The sequence below is a fragment of the Streptomyces sp. NPDC107765 genome, assembly GCF_055657085.1.
This window is the reverse complement of record NZ_JBVKBL010000010.1, coordinates 40,182-62,217: the sequence shown is the minus strand read 5'-3', so window position 1 is coordinate 62,217 and position 22,036 is coordinate 40,182. Positions and strand designations below refer to the sequence as shown.

The 22,036-nt window shown below is 73.6% G+C and carries 12 protein-coding genes; 8 read left to right on the top strand and 4 right to left on the bottom strand.

Features of this window, described 5'->3' with window-relative positions:
• Positions 1-45: 45 nt before the first annotated feature.
• Positions 46-1,665 (bottom strand): serine/threonine-protein kinase, encoded by a 1,620-nt coding sequence (locus ACZ7MX_RS23895; protein ID WP_472135168.1) that lies wholly within the window; start codon positions 1,663-1,665, stop codon positions 46-48.
• A gap of 520 nt (positions 1,666-2,185) precedes the next feature.
• On the opposite strand from ACZ7MX_RS23895, the gene ACZ7MX_RS23890 reads away from it, so the two are divergent.
• The 5 genes from ACZ7MX_RS23890 to ACZ7MX_RS23870 all read left to right on the top strand — a co-directional run bounded on the left by ACZ7MX_RS23890 (position 2,186) and on the right by ACZ7MX_RS23870 (position 12,422).
• On the top strand, positions 2,186-6,277 hold the full coding sequence (locus tag ACZ7MX_RS23890; RefSeq protein WP_472135473.1) for an FHA domain-containing protein: 4,092 nt from the start codon (positions 2,186-2,188) through the stop codon (positions 6,275-6,277).
• Positions 6,278-7,370: 1,093 nt separating this feature from the next.
• Positions 7,371-8,735, top strand: coding sequence for an ABC transporter substrate-binding protein (locus ACZ7MX_RS23885; RefSeq protein ID WP_472135166.1), 1,365 nt, complete (start codon positions 7,371-7,373; stop codon positions 8,733-8,735).
• Positions 8,736-8,836: 101 nt separating this feature from the next.
• Complete coding sequence (locus tag ACZ7MX_RS23880; protein ID WP_472135472.1) at positions 8,837-10,183, top strand: carbohydrate ABC transporter permease; 1,347 nt, start codon at positions 8,837-8,839, stop codon at positions 10,181-10,183.
• Complete coding sequence (locus tag ACZ7MX_RS23875) at positions 10,180-11,097, top strand: carbohydrate ABC transporter permease (RefSeq protein ID WP_472135165.1); 918 nt, start codon at positions 10,180-10,182, stop codon at positions 11,095-11,097. The genes ACZ7MX_RS23880 and ACZ7MX_RS23875 overlap by 4 nt, the downstream gene beginning before the upstream one ends.
• Before the next feature lie 356 nt (positions 11,098-11,453).
• Positions 11,454-12,422, top strand: coding sequence for a class I SAM-dependent methyltransferase (locus ACZ7MX_RS23870; protein ID WP_472135164.1), 969 nt, complete (start codon positions 11,454-11,456; stop codon positions 12,420-12,422).
• A 151-nt stretch (positions 12,423-12,573) separates the two neighbouring features.
• On the opposite strand, the gene ACZ7MX_RS23865 is transcribed toward ACZ7MX_RS23870, so the two are convergent.
• Positions 12,574-13,260 carry a class I SAM-dependent methyltransferase gene (locus tag ACZ7MX_RS23865; protein ID WP_472135162.1) on the bottom strand — a complete coding sequence of 229 codons (687 nt, stop codon included), beginning with the start codon at positions 13,258-13,260 and terminating at the stop codon, positions 12,574-12,576.
• A gap of 268 nt (positions 13,261-13,528) precedes the next feature.
• On the opposite strand from ACZ7MX_RS23865, the gene ACZ7MX_RS23860 reads away from it, so the two are divergent.
• The 3 genes from ACZ7MX_RS23860 to galE all read left to right on the top strand — a co-directional run bounded on the left by ACZ7MX_RS23860 (position 13,529) and on the right by galE (position 20,039).
• Positions 13,529-17,080 (top strand): bifunctional glycosyltransferase/CDP-glycerol:glycerophosphate glycerophosphotransferase, encoded by a 3,552-nt coding sequence (locus tag ACZ7MX_RS23860; protein WP_472135160.1) that lies wholly within the window; start codon positions 13,529-13,531, stop codon positions 17,078-17,080.
• A 272-nt stretch (positions 17,081-17,352) separates the two neighbouring features.
• Positions 17,353-19,011, top strand: a complete 1,659-nt coding sequence (locus ACZ7MX_RS23855; RefSeq protein WP_472135158.1) for a glycosyltransferase family 2 protein — start codon at positions 17,353-17,355, stop codon at positions 19,009-19,011.
• A 50-nt stretch (positions 19,012-19,061) separates the two neighbouring features.
• Positions 19,062-20,039 (top strand): UDP-glucose 4-epimerase GalE, encoded by a 978-nt coding sequence (galE, locus tag ACZ7MX_RS23850; protein WP_472135156.1) that lies wholly within the window; start codon positions 19,062-19,064, stop codon positions 20,037-20,039.
• A 56-nt stretch (positions 20,040-20,095) separates the two neighbouring features.
• On the opposite strand, the gene ACZ7MX_RS23845 is transcribed toward galE, so the two are convergent.
• Positions 20,096-20,374, bottom strand: coding sequence for a DUF1876 domain-containing protein (locus ACZ7MX_RS23845; RefSeq protein ID WP_030815262.1), 279 nt, complete (start codon positions 20,372-20,374; stop codon positions 20,096-20,098).
• 68 nt (positions 20,375-20,442) lie between these two features.
• Positions 20,443-22,002: a glycosyltransferase family 2 protein gene (locus tag ACZ7MX_RS23840; protein WP_472135154.1), complete on the bottom strand. Its 1,560-nt coding sequence runs from the start codon at positions 22,000-22,002 to the stop codon at positions 20,443-20,445.
• Between the last annotated feature and the right edge of the window lie 34 nt (positions 22,003-22,036).

Genomic DNA, 22,036 nt, shown 5'->3' with positions numbered 1-22,036 from the left:
CCGGCGGTCCGGGGCGGCTCGTCGGCCGCTGAGGGGCGGCCCGGGTCAGCCGCTGAGCTTGTTCACGAAATGCTCGACCTGGTTGTACACGTGCCCGATCTGCGCGAAGAAGCCGCGGGTCGTGCCGATCCACTCCTGGAGCGGGGTGAGCTCCCAGATCAGCCACGCGGCCACGAACAGCAGTATCAGCGTGACCAGGCAGCCCTTGAGGCAGCCCAGGCCGGGGATCCGCATCGGGTTGGCGCTGCGCTGACGGGGCTCGCGCCGCGGACGGGGCTCCGGGGCGGGCGGCCGCTGCGGCTCGTACCGCTGCGGCGGCGGCTCCTGGCGGCGCTGCGGGGCCTGCGCGTACGGCGCCGGGGCCGGCTGCCGGTACGGGGGCTGCTGCGGCGGCTGCTGGGGCGCGGCCGGACGGCGCTGCGGACGGCGGCGCAGCGGATCCTCGTTGGGGTCCAGGTACTGCACCTGCGTCTGCTCGTTGCGGTCCCGGGCGGCGCGCATCTGCGACTCCCACGGATGCGGGCCGTCGGGCTGCTGCGCACCCGCGGAGGGCGCACCGGCCGGCATGGGCGGCACCGGCGGCATGGCCCGGGTCGGATCGGCGCCCCGGCCGCCCGGGGCACCCGTCGAGGGCAGCACGCTGGTCGCCGCGGCCGGGTCGTACGAACCCGCGCCGGACGGGAGGACCTGGGTGGGGTCGGCGTCGCCGCCGCCCTGGCCGCCGTCGGTGCCGGGGACGGTCGCGGGCGCCGGGTCCGGGGCCAGCAGCACGGCGACGCCCAGCGCGGCCTCGGCCTGCGCCGGGGTGGCGTGCACCCCGACGCCGGAGGCGACGGTGCGCAGCGCACGGGCGAGGTTCTCGGCGCTGGGCCGCTCCTCGGGGCGCTTGCGCAGACAGCGCTCTATGACGGTCCACAGCGGCTCGGGGAGCGTGGCGGGGCGGCGCGGCTCCTCGCTCAGATGCCGGTGCAGCACCTCCAGGGCCGTCGATCCGGCGAACGGCGGGCGGCCGGTCACCAGCTCGTACAGGAGGATGCCGGCACCGTAGATGTCCACGGCGGAGGTCTGCGGGCGGCCCTCGGCGGATTCCGGCGCCACGTAGGCGGGGGTGCCGACGAATTCGTGGGTGCGGGTCAGACCCGGGGAGTCGGCGAGCCGGGCGATGCCGAAGTCGGTCAGCATCGGGTGCATCTCGCCGCCGCCGTCGGACCCGGCGAGCAGCACGTTCGCCGGCTTCAGGTCGCGGTGGACCACGCCGTCCGCGTGGCTGGCGGCCAGCGCGTCGGCGATCTGGGCGGTGAGGAGGGCGGCCGCCACCGGGCTGAAGGGGCCGTTGTCGCGCAGGTAGCGGTGCAGGTCCGGGCCGTCGACGAGGTCCATGACCAGCGCGAGCAGATCGCCCTCCACGACGAGGTCGCGGGTGCGGACGATGTTCGGGTGGGTGAGCCGCAGCAGGACCGAGCGCTCGCGCAGGAAGCGCATCACCACGTCCGCGTCGTGCGCCAGCTCCTCCTTGAGGACCTTGATCGCGACCGTCTCACCGGGCTCTCCCGCCACGGCGGCCTCGGCGCCCGCCGTCTCCCGCTGGCGGGCACGCCAGACGGTGCCCGTGGCGCCGCGTCCCAGCGGCTCCTCAAGCAGGTACTTGCTGCCTACCGGCCGCACGTCATGCGCTCCCTGGTCGTGGTGGATCTCCTGCCGGCCCACCGGACCGGCCGTTCGGCTCCGCGCCGTCCGGTCATGGTCACCGTCGCGCGGTCCGTCCGATCCACTGTAGGGCCTGCGGCCCGCCACGCCGTCGCACAAGCTTTTCGTTCCGGCGGGCCGGGCTCGTGGGAAGACGCACGTTCCGGGCGGATGGTTGCGCGCCGGTCCGCGACCGGTCGCGGACCGGCGCGCAACCCGACGGGGACGATTCGGAGCTGATCACGACGTTCCGAATCCGCCCGGCCACGGCCCGCAACCAGGCACTTTTTCGTCCGGACACGACAAAACAAGATCACGGAGTGGCAGTCGGCGGGCGTGTTGTCAGTCCCAGGTGCGAGGATGCACCCAGCACGATGCGGTGGGGGCGCGCGGTCTTTGTCGCGACGTGCACCTGGGACTTGTCCGTGCCGACGTGCCCGGGCGGGCGGGGGAGCGAACGGCCCCTGCCGGCCCCCGGCAGAAGGGACCGTTGACGGCGATGCAGATCCGGCTGACCGTCCTCGGGCCGCGCAGCGGCCCCACCACACGGGCCTGCGACGTGCTCGTGACGGCCCCCGCCGGGACCGCACTGGCGGCGGTGGCCGGCTCCCTGGCGGCCTCCGTCGCGGGCCCGGGCGCGGACACCGGCGCGGGCGGCAGCAGCGGCCCCGTCGTGCTCTACGCCGGCACCGAACGCCTCGACCCGCAGCGCGCCGCGATCGGCGAGCCACCCCTGATCGACGGCGCGGTGCTCTCCCTCCAGGGCCCCGGCCCCGCCCCGGCCCATGGCCTGCCGCACGGCACCGCCCGGCTGCGCGTCATCTCCGGACCCGACGCCGGCGGCGTCCACCTGCTGCACGGCGGCCAGATCCGCATCGGCCGCTCCGCCGACGCCGACGTCCCCCTCGACGACCCGGACGTCTCCCGCCTGCACTGCGCCGTGACCGTCGAACCGGACGGCTCGGTCCACGTCGCCGACCTGCGCTCCACGAACGGCACCGCCGTCGACGGCACCGGCCTCGGCGACCTGCCCGCCCCTCTGCCGCCCGGCGCCCTGCTGCGCATCGGCGAATCCACCCTCCGCCTGCAGCCCGCCCCCACCACCCCGGACCCCGCCCTGGAGACCACCCCGGACGGCGAGGGCCGGCTGCGCATCGCCACGGGCGCGGGGGCCGGGTACGCGAGGGCCGCCGAGGGTGAGGGAGGCGGCGGGGCCGGAGGGACCAGCGGGGCCGGTTGGGCTCAGGTGACCGGTGGGGTCGGTGGGGCCGGTGCTCCCGGTACTCCCGCCGCGCCCGGTGCGCTCGATGCGGCGGCACCGGCACCGGCTTTCGGACCTCCCCCGGCGAGGGCCACGGGACCGGCCGCCCCCCTGCCTGCTCCTCGTACGGCCTGGTCACCGGACCCGGCCGGCCGGCGCGACACCCCCCTGCGCGGTACCCCGGCCGGTCCGGCCCACCCGGACGCCGCCACGGCTCATGGCCTGGGCCACGGCCCGGGCCTGAAAGCCGGACCCGGTATCCACGAGCACCCGCACGGCGAACGCCCCGACCGCGAGCCTCACCACCGCGCGCACCCCGACCATCCGGGCCACGCGCTTCCTGGCCATGCGCTTCCGGGCAACGACCAGCCGTACGGCGGGTATGCGTACGGCGAGTATCCGACCCCCGGGTACCCGGCCCCCAGGTACCCGGACGACGCCTCGACGGCCGGCGCCCAGCACCGTACTCACGGCGAGGACCGTCCCTACGGCGAGGACCGTACCCACGGCGGTCAGCAGAGCCTGGCGCCCGCCGAGGATGCCGCCGCGGAGGATGCGGCGTGTTACGGCGCCGCGCCCCGCAAGGGCGGCCGTCGCGGCGGGATCGGGGCCTGGGCGCGCCGGCTGACCGGCGGCCGGCCCACCACGGAACGCCCCTACGACGACCTCCCGGCGGCCGGCCTCCCGGCGTCGGGCCTCCAGGCGTCCGGTGCACCCCAGGACTCCCCTGTAGCGCCGCCCGGCGACGGAGCGACGGCCCCGGCCGCCTCCGGAGCCGCCCCGGACGAACGGTGGCCGGACGCCGCCGCCGTCCTGCTCACCGCGCTGGGCCCGGGCCCCCGGCTCTGGGAGCGCGGCCCGGACCACCCCGACACCCTCACCGTGCGGCTGGGCACCGCCGGCCGCGACGGCGGCCGCACCGCCCTGCCCGTCACGATCGGGCTGCGCCGGGCCGGCTCCCTCGGCCTGGCCGGGCCGCGCGCCCGCCTCGCCGGACTCGCCCGTTCCGCGATCGCCCAGCTCGCCGCCCTGCACTCCCCCGCCACCCTGGACATCGTGCTGATCAGCACCGACCGGGCGCGCACCACCGAGGAACGGGTCGCGGACTGGTCCTGGCTCGGCTGGCTGCCGCATCTCCATCCGGCCCACGGCCAGGACTGCCGGCTGCTGCTCGCCTACGACAAGGAACAGGCCACGGCCCGCACCGCCGAACTCGTCCGACGGCTCGACGACTGCCCGCTGGGCCCCGGCTGGGCCAGCGCCGAACGCGCCGAGATCGCCCTCGCCGCCGCCCGCCACCAAGGACCGTTCACCCTCCTGATCGTCGACGGCGACCCCGGCTCGTCCGCACTGCGCGAAACCACCGCGCGGCTGGCCACGGCCGGCGCGGCAGCCGGCGTCCATCTCCTCTGCCTGGCCGAAACCCCGGCCGCCTCCCCCGCCTTCCCGCTGGCCGCCACGTACGAGGCGGCCCGGGCCGCGTCGCCCGCCTTCGGGGAGTGCGGCGCGGTGGCGGTCCTCAGCGGCGATGTCGCCACCGCGGTCCGCGTCGTCCAGCCCGGTTCCGGACCGAACGGGACGATCGCCACGGTCGACGCGGTCTCCGCCGCCTGGGCCGAGCGGTTCGCCCGGGCCCTGGCGCCGCTGCGCGAGGCCGAGAGCACGGCCGGCGGCGCACGCACGACACCCCGCGCGGCCGTCCCCCTCCCCGCGACGTCCCGGCTCCTGGACGAACTCGGGCTGGCCCGCGCCACCCCCGCCTCCCTGATGGCCCGCTGGGCCGCCACCTCGGACACCGACCGGCCCGGCGCCACCGCCGTACTGGGCGCCGGACCGCACGGACCGGTGTGCGCCGACCTGGCCGCCGAGGGCGCACCCCTCCTCGTCCAGGGCCCCACCGCCGGCGGCAAAACCGAACTGCTCCGGTCCCTGGCGGCCTCCCTCGCCGCCACCGACCGCCCCGACCTGCTGTCCCTGGTGCTGGTGGACGGCGGCGGCACCGACCGCGGCGAGGGCCTGCGGGTGTGTACCGATCTGCCGCACGTCACGACGTACCTCGCCGCGTCCGACCCGGTCCGCATGCGCGCGTTCGCCCAGGCCCTCTCCTCCGAACTCAAACGCCGCGCCGAAATACTGTCCGGCACCCCCTTCACCGACTGGCGCACCAAACACCTCCCGGCCCCCCGCGTCATCGTCCCCCGCCGCACCACCGAAGGCCGCACGGACGAAGGCCGCGCGGGCGAAGCCCGTAAGGGAGAGCCCCGCGCCTCGGGTGACGCCCGCCTTCCGGAAGCCCCAGCACCCCATGGACCTCATGCCGCCCATGGACCCCACGGGCCCCAACGTGCACAAGGTGCCCGTGGGCACCTTGTCCATGAACAAGGTGCCCACGGACAAGGCGTCGCGCCCACCGCCGCACAGGGTTCCGCGCCCACCGCGCCGCAAGGCCGTACTTACAGCGAGCCACACGCCGAGAGGTACGACACACCGCCGACGAGCCACACCCCCGAGCCCGGCCGCCACCCCGACCACACCTCCCAGCCCCCCGAGACCGCCGGAACCTCCAGGGCCACCGATTACACACCGTACGGAAATAGTCACGGAGAGCAGGAACTAATCACGCTCCGTAATCGTTGCCGTAACGAAGGAGGCAGCACAGCGGCGGCGGACCCGTCCGACACCGGCACCCTGGCGAGCACGGGCACCCTCCGCCTCCGCTCCCGCCCCGGAGCCCCGACGCCCACCCAAGCCACCCCCGAACCCGACCCCGACACCACCCCCGCCGCCCCGCCCACCCCGCTCGACCCCGCGGCCCCGATGCCGCGCCTCTTCATCCTGGTCGACGACTTCGACGCACTGGTCGCCCCCGCGCTCGGCAGCCCCGGCCGCCCGGCCGCCGGCTCCGTGGTGCGCGCGCTGGAGGCGGTGGCTCGGGACGGGGCTGCGCTCGGCGTCCACCTCATAGCCGCGACCGGCCACCCGGACCGCACCGCCGACACCGCGACCAGCGAACTCGCCGCACTACGCGTCGAGTTGGGCGAGTCCGACGACCCGTCCGAGCCCGCCCCGGTCGGCCGCGGGCGGCTCCACCGTGTGGCGGACGGCTCCGCCACGCCGTTCCAGGCCGGCCGGGTGACCGGCCGGATACCCCGTACGTCCACGCTCCGGCCGACGGTCGTCCCGCTGGAGTGGCAGCGGATGGGCGACCCGCCGGCCCGACGCCCGCTGCGCGAACTCGGCAACGGCCCGACGGACCTCGCCCTGCTCGCCAGTGCGCTCCAGCGGGCCGCCCAGTCCTCGGGAGCACCGCCTGCGGCACCGCTGATCTGAGCGAGGAGCGCGCACCGCTGGCGTGCGCGTCACCGCTGGCGTGTGCGCTTGGGGTGGGCTGACTGAGCGCTTGGGGGTGAGCTGGTCTGAGTGCTTGGGATGGGCGGGGCGATTTCTCCGGGCCTCGTCCCGCGCGCCCCCGTTGAGCCTCGTCCCGCGCCCCCGTTGAGGTGGGGTTGGGGTGAGGGCGGGGCGGAGGGATCGGGGGGGGCGGGTTCGGGGGACCCACCGTCACCACCGTCAGGGCGCCACTATCGGGAGGCCCGCTTGGGCATCGGGATGCCCGCCATAGGGGGCGCCCACTGCGGCGGGTGGGGTTTCTGCGGCTGGTGATGCCGTTTGGGGCGGGGGTGGGGCCGAGGCTGCGTTCGCGTTGGGGCTGAGGCTGGGTTGGGGTTTGGGGTGGCCGTAACAGCACCATTACGAAAGGTGAGTTGGTGCGGGACGCGGTATTGCGGAGGCCGGGGGCGGGGCGTAGACCTGTCGCACACCGGGTCGGGCTGGGCGTGTCGGGGCTGGGCGCGGGCTGAGGCAGTGCTGGGCGGCCGGTAGCCGCGTGGCAGCGGCGCATCGTGGCGTCGGGTGCCACCGCAAGCCGTGCCGGCATGGCATACCCGGCCGCGCCGAGCCGAGCCGCGTCGGCATGGCATCGGCAGGTCACATGCACGGGAGCGCACGGGAGCGGCAGACCGCACGACCACAGTGACGCAAGACCAGAGTTACGCACCATCGCACTCAGTTATGCACCATTCGCACTCGCGCCACCGCACTCGCACCACCGCACCTTGCGACATCGCAGCAGTAGGAGCTCGCACCACCGCGCCTTGTGTCACCGCAGTAGCACGACGGCGGCCTCCTGGGAGCCGTGTGGGGAAAGTCCGCGGCGGATCACAGCATCGGTCGCAGAACCGGCTACGGAACCAGAGCGATTCAGCAATTCAGGGAGCCAGCAACCCAACGGGCCAACGGGCCGATAAGCCAACGAGCCACTGAGCCAACGAGCCAGTGGTCCGCAGCGATTCGGCAATTCGCAGCGAGCCGCGGCATTGAACGGGATTGAGGGAATTGGGGGTTTGGGATGACGGGTCGAGGGATGGGCTGGCGGCGGCGGGGGGCGGCCGGGGTTGTGGTGGGGGTGGTGCTGGCTGTGGGGGTGGCTGGTTGTGGGAGTGGTGGGGGCGGCGGGAAGAAGGGTGAGGGGGGCGGGGGCAAGGGGGGTGAGCGGAATGCCGTTACGGTGCGGTTGCCCAAGTTGGCGGGGCAGCGGCTGCAGGTGACCGCGGTGTGGACGGGGGCGGAGCGGGAGAATTTCGTCAAGGTGCTGGACGAGTTCGAGAAGCGCACCGGGGCGAAGGTGGATTTCGTGCCCAGTGGCGATGACATGGCCGGTTTCATCGGGTCGAAGATCGCCGGGGGTGGGCCGCCGGATGTGGCGATGCTGCAGCAGGTCGGGGTGCTCAACGAGTTCGCCGGGAAGGGCTGGCTGAAGCCGCTGGGGCCGGAGGCCAAAGCGCAGTTGGCGAAGAACTACAGCAAGGGGTGGCAGGACCTCGGGGCTCATAAGGGCACCGAGTACGGGGTGTATTTCAAGGCCAGTAACAAGTCGCTGGTGTGGTACAACGCGCAGGCGTTCGGGAACGCCGGTGTGCAGGAGCCGAAGACCTGGGCGGAGTTCCTGAAGGCGGCGCGGACGATTTCCGAGTCGGGGGTGGAGCCGGTCTCGGTGGGTGGGTCGGACGGCTGGACGCTGACCGACTGGTTCGAGAACATCTATCTTTCGCAGGCCGGGCCGGAGAAGTACGACCAGCTGGCGCAGCACCGGATCAAGTGGACGGATGCCTCGGTGAAGCAGGCGTTGTCCACGCTCGGCCAGCTTTTCGGGCGTAAGGATCTGCTGGTCGGCGGTAATGCGGGGGCCTTGCAGACGGATTTCCCGACGTCGGTGACGCAGACGTTCAGCGGTGGTGCCGCGCCGAAGGCGGCGATGGTGTCGTCGGCGGATTTCGCGGCGGCCAATATCGCGCAGACGAAGGCGAAGATCGGTACGGACGCCAAGGTGTTTCCGTTCCCGGCGGTGGGTGCGAAGTCGCCGGTGGTGACGGGCGGGGATGTGGCGGTGGCGCTGAAGGGCGGGAAGGCGGCGCAGGCGCTGCTGACGTTCCTGGCGTCGACGGATGCGGCGCGGATCTGGGCGCGCGCGGGTGGGTTCGTTTCGCCGAACAAGGAACTCGACCGGGCGGCGTACGGGGATGCGGTGATGCGGCGGATCGCGGGGGCGCTGATCGCGGCCGGTGATGATTTCCGCTTCGACATGTCGGATCAGGCGCCGGCTTCGTTCGGTGGGAAGCCGGGTCAGGGTGAGTGGAAGGACTTGCAGGACTTCCTGAAGAACCCGAAGGACGTGGCGGGGACGCAGGCGCGGCTGGAGCGGGACGCGGTCAAGTCGTTCGGTGGGTGAGGGGAGTTGAGCGACCGGCGGGAAGGCCGTCGGCCGCTCTTTTCTCCGTTTCCGGGTTCTTTCTTTCTGTGCCGTTTCACCTGTGCCGGGGGATTTTCACGATGGGCAGCAGCAGGACAGCGGAAGTCGGCGGCAGTGTGGCGAAGGTCAGTGGTGGGCGGCGGGTGACGGGGACGCGGCGGTGGGTGGCTGCGGTGTTCTTGTTGCCGGCGTTGGTGTTGTTGGGTGCGCTGGTGGTGTATCCCATCGGGTTTTCCGTGTACCGGAGTCTGTTCGATGCGTCCGGTGACGGGTTCGTGGGGCTGGGGAATTACGGGGAGTTGTTCGCGGACGACGGGATTCGGACCGCGTTGCGGAACAACGTGGTGTGGGTGGTGGTGGCGCCGACGGTGTCGACGGCGCTGGGGTTGATCTTTGCGGTGCTGACGGAGCGGGTGCGGTGGGGTACGGCGTTCAAGCTGGTCGTTTTCATGCCGATGGCGATTTCGATGCTGGCGGCGGGGATCATTTTCCGGCTGGTGTACGACCAGAGTCCGGAGCGTGGGGTGGCCAATGCGGTGTGGGTGGGGGTGCATGACACGTTCGCGGAGCCGGCGCCGTTCCCGGGGGCGAGGCCGCGGCCGAACGGGGTGCTGCGGCCGTCGGGGGGCGGGGGGTTCCGTACGCGGTCGGTGGTGCGGGCGGGGTCGCCGGTGATGCTGCCGTTGGTGGCGGTGCGGCAGGACGATGTGCGGGGTGCGCGGCGGGCGGTGGGTGCGGTGGCGCGGCCGGGGAGTGTGACGGGGACGGTGTGGCTGGATTTCCTGCGGGGTGGTGGGGGCCGGCCGAATGTGGTCGACGGGTCGGAGCGGGGTCTGGCCGGGGTGACCGTGGAGGCGGTGCGGGGCGGCCGGGTGGTGGCGTCGGCGAGGACCGCGGCGGACGGGACGTTCGTGTTGCCGGGTGGGGCGGCGGACGGGGCGCGGTTGCGGTTGCCGGCGGGGAATTTCGCGGCGGCGTACGGCGGGGTGGAGTGGCTGGGGCCGGCGTTGGTGACTCCGGCGATCATCGGGGCGTATGTGTGGATGTGGGCGGGTTTCGCGATGGTGTTGATCGCGGCGGGGCTGGCGGGGGTGCCGCGGGAGTTGTTGGAGGCGGCGCGGGTGGACGGGGCGGGTGAGTGGCAGGTGTTCCGCCGGGTGACGGTGCCGTTGCTGGCGCCGGTGCTGGTGGTGGTGCTGGTGACGTTGATGATCAATGTGCTGAAGATCTTCGACCTGGTGTACATCATCGCGCCGGGGTCGAGTCTGCGGTCGGCGAATGTGCTGGCGTTGCAGTTGTTCCAGTCGTCGTTCGGGACGGATGTCGATGAGGGGCTGGGCAGTGCGATCGCGGTGTTCCTGCTGCTGCTCGTGCTGCCGGTGATGTGGGTGAATCTCCGGCGGATACGGAAGGAGCGTCGTCGATGACGGCGGTGGAGGGGGTCGCCCGGGCCGGTGGTGGGGGCGGGGCGGGTGCGGGGGTGCGGGCGCGGCCGTCGGTGGTGGCGCGGCTGGTGGCGCGGGCCGGTGGTGGTGCGGTGCGGGTGTTCCTGGTGCTGGTGGCGTTGTTCTGGTTGATGCCGTCGGTGGGGTTGCTGTTGTCGTCGTTGCGCAGTCCGCAGCGGATCGGTGAGTCGGGCTGGTGGCGGGTGTTCGCGGAGCCGGCGCAGATCACGTTCGACAATTACGGCCGGTTGCTGTCGAACGGCAAGGTGATGGGTTCGCTGCTGACGACGGCGGAGATCACGGTGCCGGCGACGGTGCTGGTGGTGGTGATCGGGTCGCTGGCGGGTTATGCGTTCGCCTGGATGGATTTTCCGGGCCGGGACGGCTGGTTCCTGGTGGTGGTGGGGCTGCTGGTGGTGCCGGTGCAGGTGGCGTTGATCCCGGTGGCGAAGTTGTTCGGGGCGGTGGGGCTGTTCGAGACGACGGCGGGGGTGGTGCTGTTCCATACGGCGTTCGGGTTGCCGTTCGCGGTGTTCCTGCTGCGGAATTTCTTCGCGGAGATTCCCCGGGAGCTGCTGGAGGCGGCGCGGCTGGACGGGGCGGGTGAGCTGCGACTGTTCACGCGGGTGGTGTTGCCGTTGGGGGGTCCGGCGATCGCGTCGTTGGGGATCTTCCAGTTCCTGTGGGTGTGGAACGACATGCTGGTGGCGTTGATCTTCGCGGACAGCGGGAGTCCGCCGATCACGGTGGCGTTGCAGCAGGAGGTGCGGCAGTTCGGCAACAACATCGATGTCCTGGCGCCGGGGGCGTTCCTGTCGATGGTGGTGCCGTTGATCGTTTTCTTCGCGTTCCAGCGGCAGTTCGTGTCCGGGGTGATGGCGGGCGCGGTGAAGTGAGGGTGGCGGGCGCGGTGGGCCGGGGGCCGGTGTGCCGTACGGCGTACGGGGTCGGCTGGGGGTCGTGCCGTTGTTATTCCGCGTTCATGTCCGTCCCCCTACGATGTCGGTCACTGCCGTGAAACGCATGGTGCGACGGGGCTCCGTCGTGGAGACTGCGTAGCGGCGCCGGCGCGTTTTTCGTGCCGGACGAGGGTGTGTCCGTCCCTGCGCGGGGCGGGGCCCGTGCGCCGCCCCGCACCGGGGCCGGGCGTGTTCATAACTGCACACTCCGTATGCGTCCGTATGTGTCCCCCCACATCGCTTTGCCTGTTGGATTCCGCCTACGTTCCCGACCGTCTGGAGACGGACCGCACATGACTGCCCCCACCGCAGACCAGAGTGCCGAGCACCTCCCGCGCCCTGCCCGGTTGTCCGAGGTGAAAGGCTGGTTCTTCACTGCCGATCAGCTGCTGTTCGACTGGTTCCTGGCGTATCAGAAGGAGCGTTCCGAGGCGGGTGATCTGCTCGAACTGGGCGCGTACATGGGGAAGAGCGCGATTTTCCTCGGGGCGCGGCTGGGTGCCGGTGAGCGCTTCACGGTGTGCGATCTCTTCGATTCGCCGGCCGAGGACGCGTCGAACTCCCAGGAGATGAAGAAGTCGTACGCGTCGCTGACGCGGCGGGCCTTCGAGGCCAACTACCTGTCGTTCCACGACGAGTTGCCGACGATCGTGCAGGGGCTGAGTTCGGTCGTCAGCGAGCACGTGGAGAAGGGGTCGGTGCGGTTCGCGCACATCGACGCGTCGCATCTGTACGAGCATGTGCACGGGGACATCCTGGCGGTGCGGGAGTTGCTGACCGGCAGTGGTGTGGTGGTGCTGGACGACTACCGCGCGGAGCACTGTCCGGGGGTGGCGGCGGCGACGTGGCAGGCGGTCGCCAATGAGGGGCTGCGGCCGATCTGCATCACGGGCACGAAGTTCTACGGCACGTGGGGTGATCCGGAGCCGTTGCAGAAGGCGCTGGTGGGGTGGATCGCGGAGCGCGGGGACATCTGGCACGAGGTGCAGTACGTGAACGGGGCGCCGCTGGTGCGGTTGAGCGCGAAGGGTGCGAAGGAGCCGGTGCAGCCGGTGTCGCGGCACCGTCCGGCGCCGTCGGCGGCCAGGGCGGGTGCGGTGCGGCCCGAGGTGGTGGCGGCGCCGTCGGGGCCGGTGGTGCGGTCGGTGCGGCGGGCGCCGGTTCCGACGGGGGCGACGGTGCGGAAGGTGGCGCGGGAGGTGCTGCCGCCGATCGTGGCGCGGGCGATCGCGAAGGCCCGTAAGCGGGCGCGCGGGCGCTAGCCGCGGGTACGGACGGGAGGGCCGGGGCGGGCCGCCTTCAGGGGCGGCCCGCCCCGGCTTTCGTGTGCGCGGCCCCGTGCGCCTGCCGCGGTGCCTGCCCGTCCCTGTCGCGGTACGTCGCTGCCGCGTACGTGCCCGTCGTGGCACGTCGCTATCGCGGTACCTGCCCCACCAGGACGAACACGTTGGGGCGCAGCAGCATCCCGGCGGGGCGGGGCAGGGGGTGGGAGTAGGTGCGGCGGACGGTGAGGCCGGCGGTGGCGGCGAAGGCGCGCAGCAGGGTGAAGTCGGTGAAGCGGACGGGTGGGGGGCCGGCGCGGTGGCCGGCTTCCTGGGGGGTGATGAGGAGGACGCCGCCGCCGGGCCGTACGTAGGGGACGTAGGCGCGGAGGAGTTCTTCGGCCTGTTCGTCGTCGAGGTGCTGGAGGACGTGGGCGGTGAGGAGGGCGTCGAAGGCGCCGGGCCGGGCGTGCGGGCCGGCGAGGAAGGCGTCGGGGGTGTAGGCGGTCAGGCCGCGGGTGCGGCAGCGGGCGACGGCGTCGGGGTCGTGGTCGATGCCGACGCTGCCGGGGGTGCAGCCGGCGAGGGTGTCGCCGTCGCCGCAGCCGATTTCCAGGACGCGGCCGGCGCCGATGCGCCGTAGTTGCCGGCGGTAGGGGGTGTGGGCGGGCAGCAGGCGGGCGAGGCCGGGGCGGGTGGGGTCGGCGGGGAGGCGGGCGGTGGAGGCGGCGGGGGCGGTGCCGGTGGGGCGGGGGGCGCGGGGGGTGCGGGGTTCGCCGGTGGGTGGCTGGGCATCCGGGCTGTCGGTGGGGGCGGGGCTGTCGGTTCGGCCGGGCATCGGGATGCGGTCACCTTCCCTGGGACGCGGCGCGGGGGCGCCGTAACGCTGCGCGACGGGTGTACGGCTTCGGGTCTACGGCATGGGCCGGGGCGGGGTGGCCGCGGCGCGCCGACCCGGTGGGCGGAAGGTCTCGGGGCGGGGCGGTGGTGCGGGCGGGTGGTGGGGCCGCGGGCGTGGGGGCTCACCCTTTCAGCGCAGATCCGGTGACCGTGCCGCCGGTGGTGAGTTGAACGCCCACAAGAAACAGGAAGGGCGTGGTCCATCTATGAAGCCCCGGCTCACCGTGGTCGTCCCGATTCCTCGTGGTGCGGGGGCGGAGGGGAATCTGGAGGAGTGCCTGGCGTCGGTGGCGGCGCAGACGCTGGCGGAACTGGATGTGGTGCTGGTGGAGGGCGGGCCCGCGGGTGAGGGCCCGTCCTCTGCCGTGGCGCATGCCGCCGCGGAGCGGGATCCGCGGTTCCGGATCGTGCACCTGCCGGCCGGTGGGGCGGCGGGGTGCGGTGCGGCGCGGAACGCCGGTGCCCGGCACGCTTTTCCGCACACCGGTTATCTGGCGTTCCTGGATGCGGACGATGTGCTGCTGCCGCGGGCGTACGAGGATCTGGTGGGGGTGCTGGACCGGTCGGGGGCGGATCTGGCGACGGGCAATGTGTACCGGCTGGGGGCGGCGGGGCGGAGTCAGTCGGCGCGTCATCCGGCGGGCCGGCAGACGGTGCTGGGGACGCATGTGACGGAGGATCTGACGCTGCTGGCGGATTCCTTCGCCCGGAACAAGGTGTTCCGCCGGGAGTTCTGGGACCGGCACGGTTTCGCTTTTCCGGAGGGGGAGTTGTGCCTGGACGAGGCGGTGACGGTGCCGGCGCATTTCCTGGCCGGTGCGGTGGACGTGCTGCGGGAGCACGTGTGTTACTGGCGGCTGCCGGAGGGTGCGGCGCGGCACCGGCGGCCGGATCCGCAGGGGGTGCGGGACCGGTTCGCGGCGGTGGCGGCGATCCGGCGGTTCCTGGGTGAGGCATCGCGGCCGCAGCTGCAGGCGTACCGGCGGGATTACGACCGGTTCCAGCTGACGGAGGGGCTGGCGGATCTGGTGGCGGCGTTGCCGGGGGCGGCGCCGGAGACCCGGACGGCGTTCCTGGACTGTGCGCGGGATTTCCTGGCGGGGGTGGATCCGCGGGTGTTTCCGGAGCTTCCGGTGGAGTTGCGGATGCGGTGGTATCTGGTGCGGGCGGGGCGGGCGGCGGATCTGCTGACGTTGCTGCGGCACGAGGCGCGGAATCCGGCGGGGTTCGCGGTGGCGGGGCCGCCGTTGCGGCGGCGGGCGGTGGTGCCGGTGAGTCCGCCGCTGGAGCTGCCGCCGGGGGTGACGCGGCTGGGCCGGGAGGACTTCCCGGTGTGTGCGCGGGTGCGGGAGGCGGTGTGGCGGGACGGGGTGCTGGTGCTGCGGGGGCACGCGTACGTGCGGAACGTGGATGCGGCGCACCGGCACACGGTGGGGGTGCGGACGGCGGTGCTGTCGTGCGGGCGGCGGCGGATCGTGCTGCCGCTGCGGACGGTGGCGATGCCGGAGGCGACCGCGGAGTCGGGGCAGGAGCTGCACTGTTACGACTGGTCGGGGTTCGAGTTGCGGGTGGATCCGGCGCGGCTGCGGCGGGGCGGGCGGTGGGAGGAGGGGGACTGGTCGGTCGGGCTGGTGCTGGCGTCGGCGAGTGCGGTGCGGGTGGCGTCGCCGGTGGCGCCGGAGTCGGGGTCGGGGGCGGCGCCGGTGGCGTCGGAGGTGGCGGACGAGGGGCCGCGGGGCGTGGTGCGGGTGACGCCGTGGTACGAGGACGGGCGGTTGCGGCTGTCGGTGGCGCGGCGGACGCGGTGGCTGGCGGGGCACCGGTCGGTGGCGGCCGGTGCGCTGGAGGTGTCGGTGCGGGCGCCGGGGCCGGCGCCGTCGGGGCTGCGGCTGACGCATCGGGGGACGGGCACGGTGGTGTCGTTCCCGGCGGGGGCGGAGCCCGGCGAGGGGGGTGGGGTGACGTTCCGGGTGCTGGCGGAGGCGGTGGCGGCGGCGCGTCCGCCGCGGGACGGGGCGCCGGCGGCGATCCCGCCGGCGCATACGGAGAGCTGGCTGGCGGAGCTGGTGCTGCCGGACGGCGGGACGGACCGGGTGGCGTGTGATCCGGCGCTGGAGCCGGTGGGGTATCCGCTGCCGCACGGCCGGGAGCTGGTGGTGGCGGCTTCTCCGGCGGGGGATCTGGTGCTGCACGACCGGACGCCGCAGCCGTATGCGGACCGGGTGCTGTGGCGGTCGGACGGGACGCTGCTGGTGGCGGGCGGTCTGCCGGCGGCGGCGCCGCACGCGACGGAGCTGGTGCTGAAGCACGGGGAGCATGCGGCGGAGCTGACGTTCCCGGTGACGCATGACGAGGGCCGGTTCCACGGGCGGCTGCCGCTGGGGGCGTTGCCGTCGCTGGCCGGGCCGGTGCCGCTGCGGGAGGGCAGCTGGTCGCTGCATCTGCGGGAGCGGGGGGCGGTGGGCTCGCCGCTGGACGCGCCGGTGCGGCTGGTGCCGCGGGTGCTTCAGGGGCTGCCGGCGTCGTGCACGGTCCGGGGGAAGCCGCTGGTGGTGGACCGGCACCGGGAGGACGAGGTGCTGGTGGTGGCGGGCCCTGCGGTGCCGGCCGCGGACCGGGGCCCGTACCGGCGGCGGCTGCTGCGGGAGCAGCACTATGTGCTGCACCGTTCGCGTCCGCTGCGGGACACGGTGCTGTACAGCAGTTTCGGTGGCCGGTCGTACGGGGATTCGCCGCGGGCGGTGCACGAGGAGCTGGTGCGCCGGGGGATGGACGTGGAGCACCTGTGGGCGGTGCGGGACGGGCAGACGGCGGTGCCGGCGACGGCGCGGGCGGTGGTGGTGGGCAGCGCGGAGTGGCACGGGGCGCTGGCGCACAGCCGGTGGGTGGTGACGAACACCCATCTGCCGTGGTGGTTCACGCGGCGGGGCGGTCAGCGGATCGTGCAGACCTGGCACGGTACGCCGTTGAAGCGGATCGGTGCGGATCTGGCGGGGACGCTGTGTGCGGGGCTTGCGCATCTGGCGCCGCGGCCGCGGGTGAGCCGGCAGTGGAGCGTGCTGCTGTCGCCGAACGGGCACAGCACCGGGGTGCTGCGGTCGGCGCTGGGGTTCGCGGGGCGGGTGCTGGAGACGGGGCTGCCGCGGACGGATGTGCTGTTCGCGGCGGACCGGGAGCTGCGGGCGGCGGCGGTGCGGGAGCGGCTGGGGCTGGAGCCGGGCCGGCGGGTGGTGCTGTACGCGCCGACGCCGCGGGACGACGTGGCGTACGACGCGCGGCACCACCGGTTGCCGCTGCCGTTGGACGTGGAGCTGGCGCGGCGGGAGCTGGGGGACGGGCATGTGCTGCTGGTGCGGGGGCATCCGCTGGTCGCGGACCGGTTGCCGGGGCATCTTGCGCCGTTCGCGGTGGACGTGTCGGCGTATCCGGACGCGATGGAGTTGCTGCTGGTGGCGGATGTGCTGGTGACGGACTATTCGTCGCTGGCGGTGGATTTCGCGAACACGGGCCGGCCGATGTTGTTCCTGACGCCGGACCTGGCGCATTACCGGGATGTGCTGCGGGGCTTCACGCTGGATTTCGAGGCGCGGGTGCCGGGGCCCTTGCTGTCGTCGACGGGTGAGCTGGTGGAGGCGCTGGGTGATCTGGGGGCGGTGGCCGGGGCGCATGCGGAGGCGTACGCGGATTTCCGGGAGGTGTTCTGTCACCGGGACGACGGCGGTGCGGCGGGGCGGGTCGCGGACGTGATGGAGCGGTGAGGGTTGCCGGTCCGCGGCAAGGTGATGGTGCGCGGATCGGCATCGCACGCCACTCGCGTCGTTACAGCATGTGCAGGGGTCCGCGGCGGGCTGTCGGGTCCTTGCGCACCCAAGCCCGGCCCTTCGCCCGGTCACGAGACGGCAATGCGGCGGAAAAGCGGGGCGGGGAGTGCAACCGCTCGGCGGGTTTCGCCCTCTGACCCATCGGATATGGGTTCGGTTCCCGCTCGCGCCAAGAGATGCTGTCGACACGAAATGTAGATTTAGTGACTGTGAAAGAAGCCCCTGAGCAGCTGCCGGGGCCCACCATCACGCCCTCCGCGCAGGTCAGCATCGTCGTCATCGCGTTCAACGATGCCGGCCATGTCGGTGATGCGGTGCGTTCCGCGCTCGCTCAGGAGGCTCCCGGTGACACGGTCACCGAGGTGATCGCGGTGAACGACGCCTCCACCGACGGCACCGGCGCCGCCCTGGACGAGCTGGCCCGTACCGAGCCGCGGCTGCGGGTGATCCACCGCAGTGCGAACAGCGGCGGCTGCGGCACGCCCCGCAACGAGGGATTGCGGGCCGCGACGGGCCGGTTCGTGATGTTCCTGGACAGTGACGACGTGCTGCCGCCGGGTGCGGTGCGGGCGCTGCTGTCGGCGGCGCTGCGGTACGACGCGCCGGTGGTGTCGGGTGCGTGCGTGCGACGGGAGCTGCCGGCGCGGCGGGACGTGCCGTGGCAGCCGGGGCTGTACCGGGAGGCGGCGGTGCACGAGTCGGCGGAGGCCAGTCCGCAGCTGGTGCGGGACACGCTGTGTGTGAACAAGCTGTACGAGCGGGAGTTCCTGGCGAAGCACGCGATCGTGTTCCCGGAGGGCCGCTTCACGTACGAGGACTTCGTGTTCACCGCGCGGGTGCTGGCGGCGGCGCCGCGGATCGCGACGGTGCCGGACAGCGTCTACGTCTGGCATGTGCGCCGGTCGGCGGCGCGGCAGTCGATCTCCTTGAACCGCAAGGACGTCGCGAACTGGGAGGCGCGGATCGCGGCGCACCGGGCGAGTGTGGAGATCTTCCGGGAGGCGGGGTCGCCGGTGCTGGCGCAGGCGGCGGCCACCAAGTTCCTCGATCATGATCTGCGGATGTACGTGCGGGAGCTGCACACCCGCGGTGCGGACTACCGGGCGGAGTGGTGGCGGCTGACCCGGGAGTACCTGGCGGGTTTCGACGAGGCGGCGCTGCGGGCGGCGCGGGCGCCGGCGCGGTGGCTGGCGCGGGTGGTGCTGGCGTCGCCGGCGCCGCGGGACCTGGACCGGATCACGCAGCTGGCGAGCCGTCCGGGGCGGCTGCTGCCGCCGTACGCGGAGGCCGACGGGCGGGCGGTGTGGTCGCCGGACCTGCCCGAGGTGGAGCTGGACGCGCTGGGGACGAAGCCGATAGGCCGGCTGCCGGTGACGATCGACGCGGAGCCGTCGGTGGGCGGCCGCAGTGTGCTGCGGCTGCGGGTGCACGATCTGTACGGGCGGCTGGCGGCGGCGGGGCCGGAGAGCATCGACGTGGAGCTGCGGCGGCGCCGGGACGACCGGCGGGGCCCGGTGCACACCGCGGCCCTCACCCGGGCCGCCGCGGGCACTCCGGGGAGTGCCGAGGTGTGCTGGACGGCGGAGGTCGTGCTGGATCTGGAGGCGCTGACCGAGCGGGGCGCCGGGGCGGCGGCCGATCCGGAGCCGTGGGATCTGATGGCGCGGGTGAGCTGCGCCGACGGGGCGGGTTTCCGGGCCGCGCTGCGGGCCACCGGGCCGGGTCTGCGGCGGCGGGTGCTGCCGAACCGGCGGCATGCGGTGCTGCTGGTGCAGCCGTATGCGACGACGGGTGGTGCGCTGTCGCTGCGGGTGGCGTCGGGGCTGCGCAGCGTCTGGCGGATCGCGGCGCGCCGGCTGCGCCGCTGACCTTGTCGTTGTCCGTTGTCCGGGTGCTTTCCCCTCCTAGGATGGGCGTCATGTCTTACTTGATCACGGGTGGTGCCGGTTACATCGGCTCCCATGTCGTACGGGCCCTGCGGCAGGCGGGCGAGCGGGTCGTCGTGCTGGACGACCTGACGACGGGCGTGGCCGCCCGGATCCCGGAGGGCGTGCCGCTGGTCGTGGGTTCCACGCTGAACCGTGCGCTGCTGGACGCGGCGATCGCGGAGCACGGGGTGACCGATGTGGTGCATCTGGCGGCGAAGAAGCAGGTCGGCGAGTCCGTCGAGATGCCGCTGCTGTACTACCGGGAGAACGTGCACGGGCTGCAGACGCTGCTGGAGGCGATGGCGGCGGGCGGGGTGGGCCGGCTGGTGTTCTCGTCGTCGGCGGCGGTCTACGGCATGCCGGACGTGGAGCTGGTGACCGAGGACACGCCGTGCGTGCCGATCAACCCGTACGGGGAGACGAAGCTGGTCGGGGAGTGGATGGCGCGGGCGGTGGGGAAGGCGCACGGCATTTCCACGGCCTGTCTGCGGTACTTCAACGTGGCCGGTGCGGCCGCCCCGGAGCTGGCCGACACGGGGGTCTTCAACATCGTGCCGATGGTGTTCGAGCGGCTGACGGCGGGTGCCGCGCCGCGGATCTTCGGTGACGACTACGACACGCCGGACGGCACCTGCATCCGCGACTACATCCATGTCGCCGATCTCGCCGATGCGCATGTGGCGGCGGCCCGGAAGCTGGCCGGGCCGGGCCCGGTGCGGGACCTGACGCTGAACATCGGGCGCGGCGAGGGCGTTTCGGTGCGCGAGCTGATCCGTCTGATCGCGGAGGTCACCGGGTACGAGGGGGTGGCGCCCGAGGTGACGCCGCGCCGGCCGGGTGACCCGGCGCGGGTGGTGGCGGCCGCCGACCGGATCTCCGCGGAGCTGGGCTGGAAGGCCCGGCACGACGTGCGGGACATGGTCACGTCGGCGTGGGCGGGCTGGCGGCACCACCACCCGGAGGTCTGATCCGCCCCCGGGCGTGACCCGCGGCCGGCCGGCGGGCCCGGCCGGTCGGCGGGCGGTCAGCGGGTCGTCAGCGGGTACGACGTCCGCCCGGACGCCTCGTCGATCTCGTCGTGGGCCTTGGTCAGCAGTTTCATCGCCAGGTCGTTGAGCGCCCTGGCCCCGGCGACCTCCTCGCCGACCCGCGGCTGGTTGGAGTCGGCGGGGTGGCGGCTGGCGTACCCGTGGGACCGGACCTCGGTGCCGTCCGGGAGCCGCACGAGGGCGGCCGCGCGCGTGCGGTGGTTGTCCTCCTCGAATTCCATCTCGACGTGCCATCCGACAGCTGTCTGCAGCATCACCATCACCTCCGGAACCGCTCCTACCAGAGTGCTCCCGCCGGGCGGCCCCTGCACGGTGTGGCGGCTCAGTCCGGGGCGGTCAGCCGCAGGTGGAGGTGGCCGTGCGGGTCGGACAGGAACAGCGCGGCGGTGACCGGGCCGGGCGGCACGGGGCGCGGGGCGAGGTCGGCGGCGGACGGGGTGGTTTCCGGGACCAGCCAGGCCGTGCGGTGGACGGCGGGGCCCGGGTCGCCGTCGGTGGCGGTGCCGTGCCCGGTGACGGTGATCTTGAGGCCCCAGACGCCGTCGGTGAGGGGCGCGCCGCCGGCCGCGGTGGCCGGGTCGAGTTCCGCCTGCCAGTGGCCGTCCGCGTAGGGGGCGGGGAGGTGGTGGGTGGCGCCGGCGCGGTGCAGGACGAGGGTGACCGCGGTGGTGTGGAGGTGCGGCAGGGCGGCGGTGCCGGTCAGGCGGAGGACGGTGCCGGTCCAGTGGCAGCCGGTCAGCCGCTGGCGCAGCACGACGCGGTCGGTGAGGTCGTAGGCGGCGTCGGGCAGCGGGTGGTGCGGGTCGCGGAAGTACGGGTAGCGGGCGTGGATCCGGCCGTCGGGGTCGACCTCGGTGGGGACCGGGCCGGTGTCGGCGCGGACGACGGCGGTCAGGGCGTCGTCGAGGCCGGCGTCGAGGCAGTGGGCACGCAGCCGGAGGCGGGGCGGCAGGGCGGCGCGTATCCGGTCGGTGAGGTGGCGGCGGACGAGGGGGCGGGCGGCGGCCGTCATGCGGCGGCGGCCGTCGGGGGTGCGGGCGAGGTAGGCCGCGCCGAAGGGCATGAGGATCTCACCGTGGAAATGACGCGTCATCAGTTTGTCGCGGTCGGGGCCGGGCGGGACCTCGGCGGCGACGGTGTCGAGGACGCCGCCGATGTAGTGGAGGTAGTCGGGCCAGTCGACGTCCTGGCGGCTGGCGTTGCTGTCGTCGGCGCGGCCGTGGAGGTAGTAGCAGTCGTAGTCGGCGAGGACGGAGACGGTGCGGGCGCGCAGCAGTGCGGCGATGCCGAAGGGGAGGTCCTCGCCGAGCAGGCGGCCCTCGACGAAGCGCAGGTGGTGGGTTTCGAGGAAGGCGCGGCGGAAGAGTTTGTAGGCGGCGAGGGACCAGTAGACGGGCGAGTCGAAGACGGACACGGCGGGGCTGGTGGTGCGCAGGTCGACGGGGGCGGCGCGGCCGTCGGCGCCGACGATGCGGCCGTAGACGACGTCGGAGCCGTGGGTCCGGGCCATGCGGGTGAGGCGGTCGAGGGCTTCGGGGCCGAGGCGGTCGTCGGAGTCGAGGAAGAAGACGTAGTCGCCCCGGGCGCGGGCGAGGCCGGTGTTGCGGGGTTTGCCGGCGCCGCCGGAGGGGGGCTGGTGGACGACGGTGAGGCGGGGGTTGCGGCGGGCCATGTCGGTGAGCCGGCCGGCGCTGCCGTCGGTGGAGCCGTCGTCGACGGCGATGATCTCGATGCGGTGCGGGGCGAGGGTCTGGGCGAAGACGGAGCCGAGGCAGCGGTCGAGGTAGGGCAGCGTGTTGTGGACCGGCACGATCACCGAGACGGCCGGGGCGGTACGGGTCATCGGTGTGGTGCGGGGGTTGTCCTCGGTGTCCCTCGGCATACGCAGCACTCCAGTGAGGCAAAACAGACTATTA

Excerpts from the sequence above, each read along its gene's own strand:
- ACZ7MX_RS23890 (WP_472135473.1), top strand. The coding sequence starts at position 2,186 with ATGCAGATCCGGCTGACCGTCCTCGGGCCGCGCAGCGGCCCCACCACA.
- ACZ7MX_RS23875 (WP_472135165.1), top strand. The coding sequence starts at position 10,180 with ATGACGGCGGTGGAGGGGGTCGCCCGGGCCGGTGGTGGGGGCGGGGCG.
- ACZ7MX_RS23845 (WP_030815262.1), bottom strand. The coding sequence starts at position 20,374 with ATGCTGCAGACAGCTGTCGGATGGCACGTCGAGATGGAATTCGAGGAG.
- ACZ7MX_RS23885 (WP_472135166.1), top strand. The coding sequence starts at position 7,371 with ATGGGCTGGCGGCGGCGGGGGGCGGCCGGGGTTGTGGTGGGGGTGGTG.
- galE (WP_472135156.1), top strand. The coding sequence starts at position 19,062 with ATGTCTTACTTGATCACGGGTGGTGCCGGTTACATCGGCTCCCATGTC.
- ACZ7MX_RS23865 (WP_472135162.1), bottom strand. The coding sequence starts at position 13,260 with ATGCCCGGCCGAACCGACAGCCCCGCCCCCACCGACAGCCCGGATGCC.
- ACZ7MX_RS23870 (WP_472135164.1), top strand. The coding sequence starts at position 11,454 with ATGACTGCCCCCACCGCAGACCAGAGTGCCGAGCACCTCCCGCGCCCT.
- ACZ7MX_RS23840 (WP_472135154.1), bottom strand. The coding sequence starts at position 22,002 with ATGCCGAGGGACACCGAGGACAACCCCCGCACCACACCGATGACCCGT.
- ACZ7MX_RS23860 (WP_472135160.1), top strand. The coding sequence starts at position 13,529 with ATGAAGCCCCGGCTCACCGTGGTCGTCCCGATTCCTCGTGGTGCGGGG.
- ACZ7MX_RS23880 (WP_472135472.1), top strand. The coding sequence starts at position 8,837 with ATGGGCAGCAGCAGGACAGCGGAAGTCGGCGGCAGTGTGGCGAAGGTC.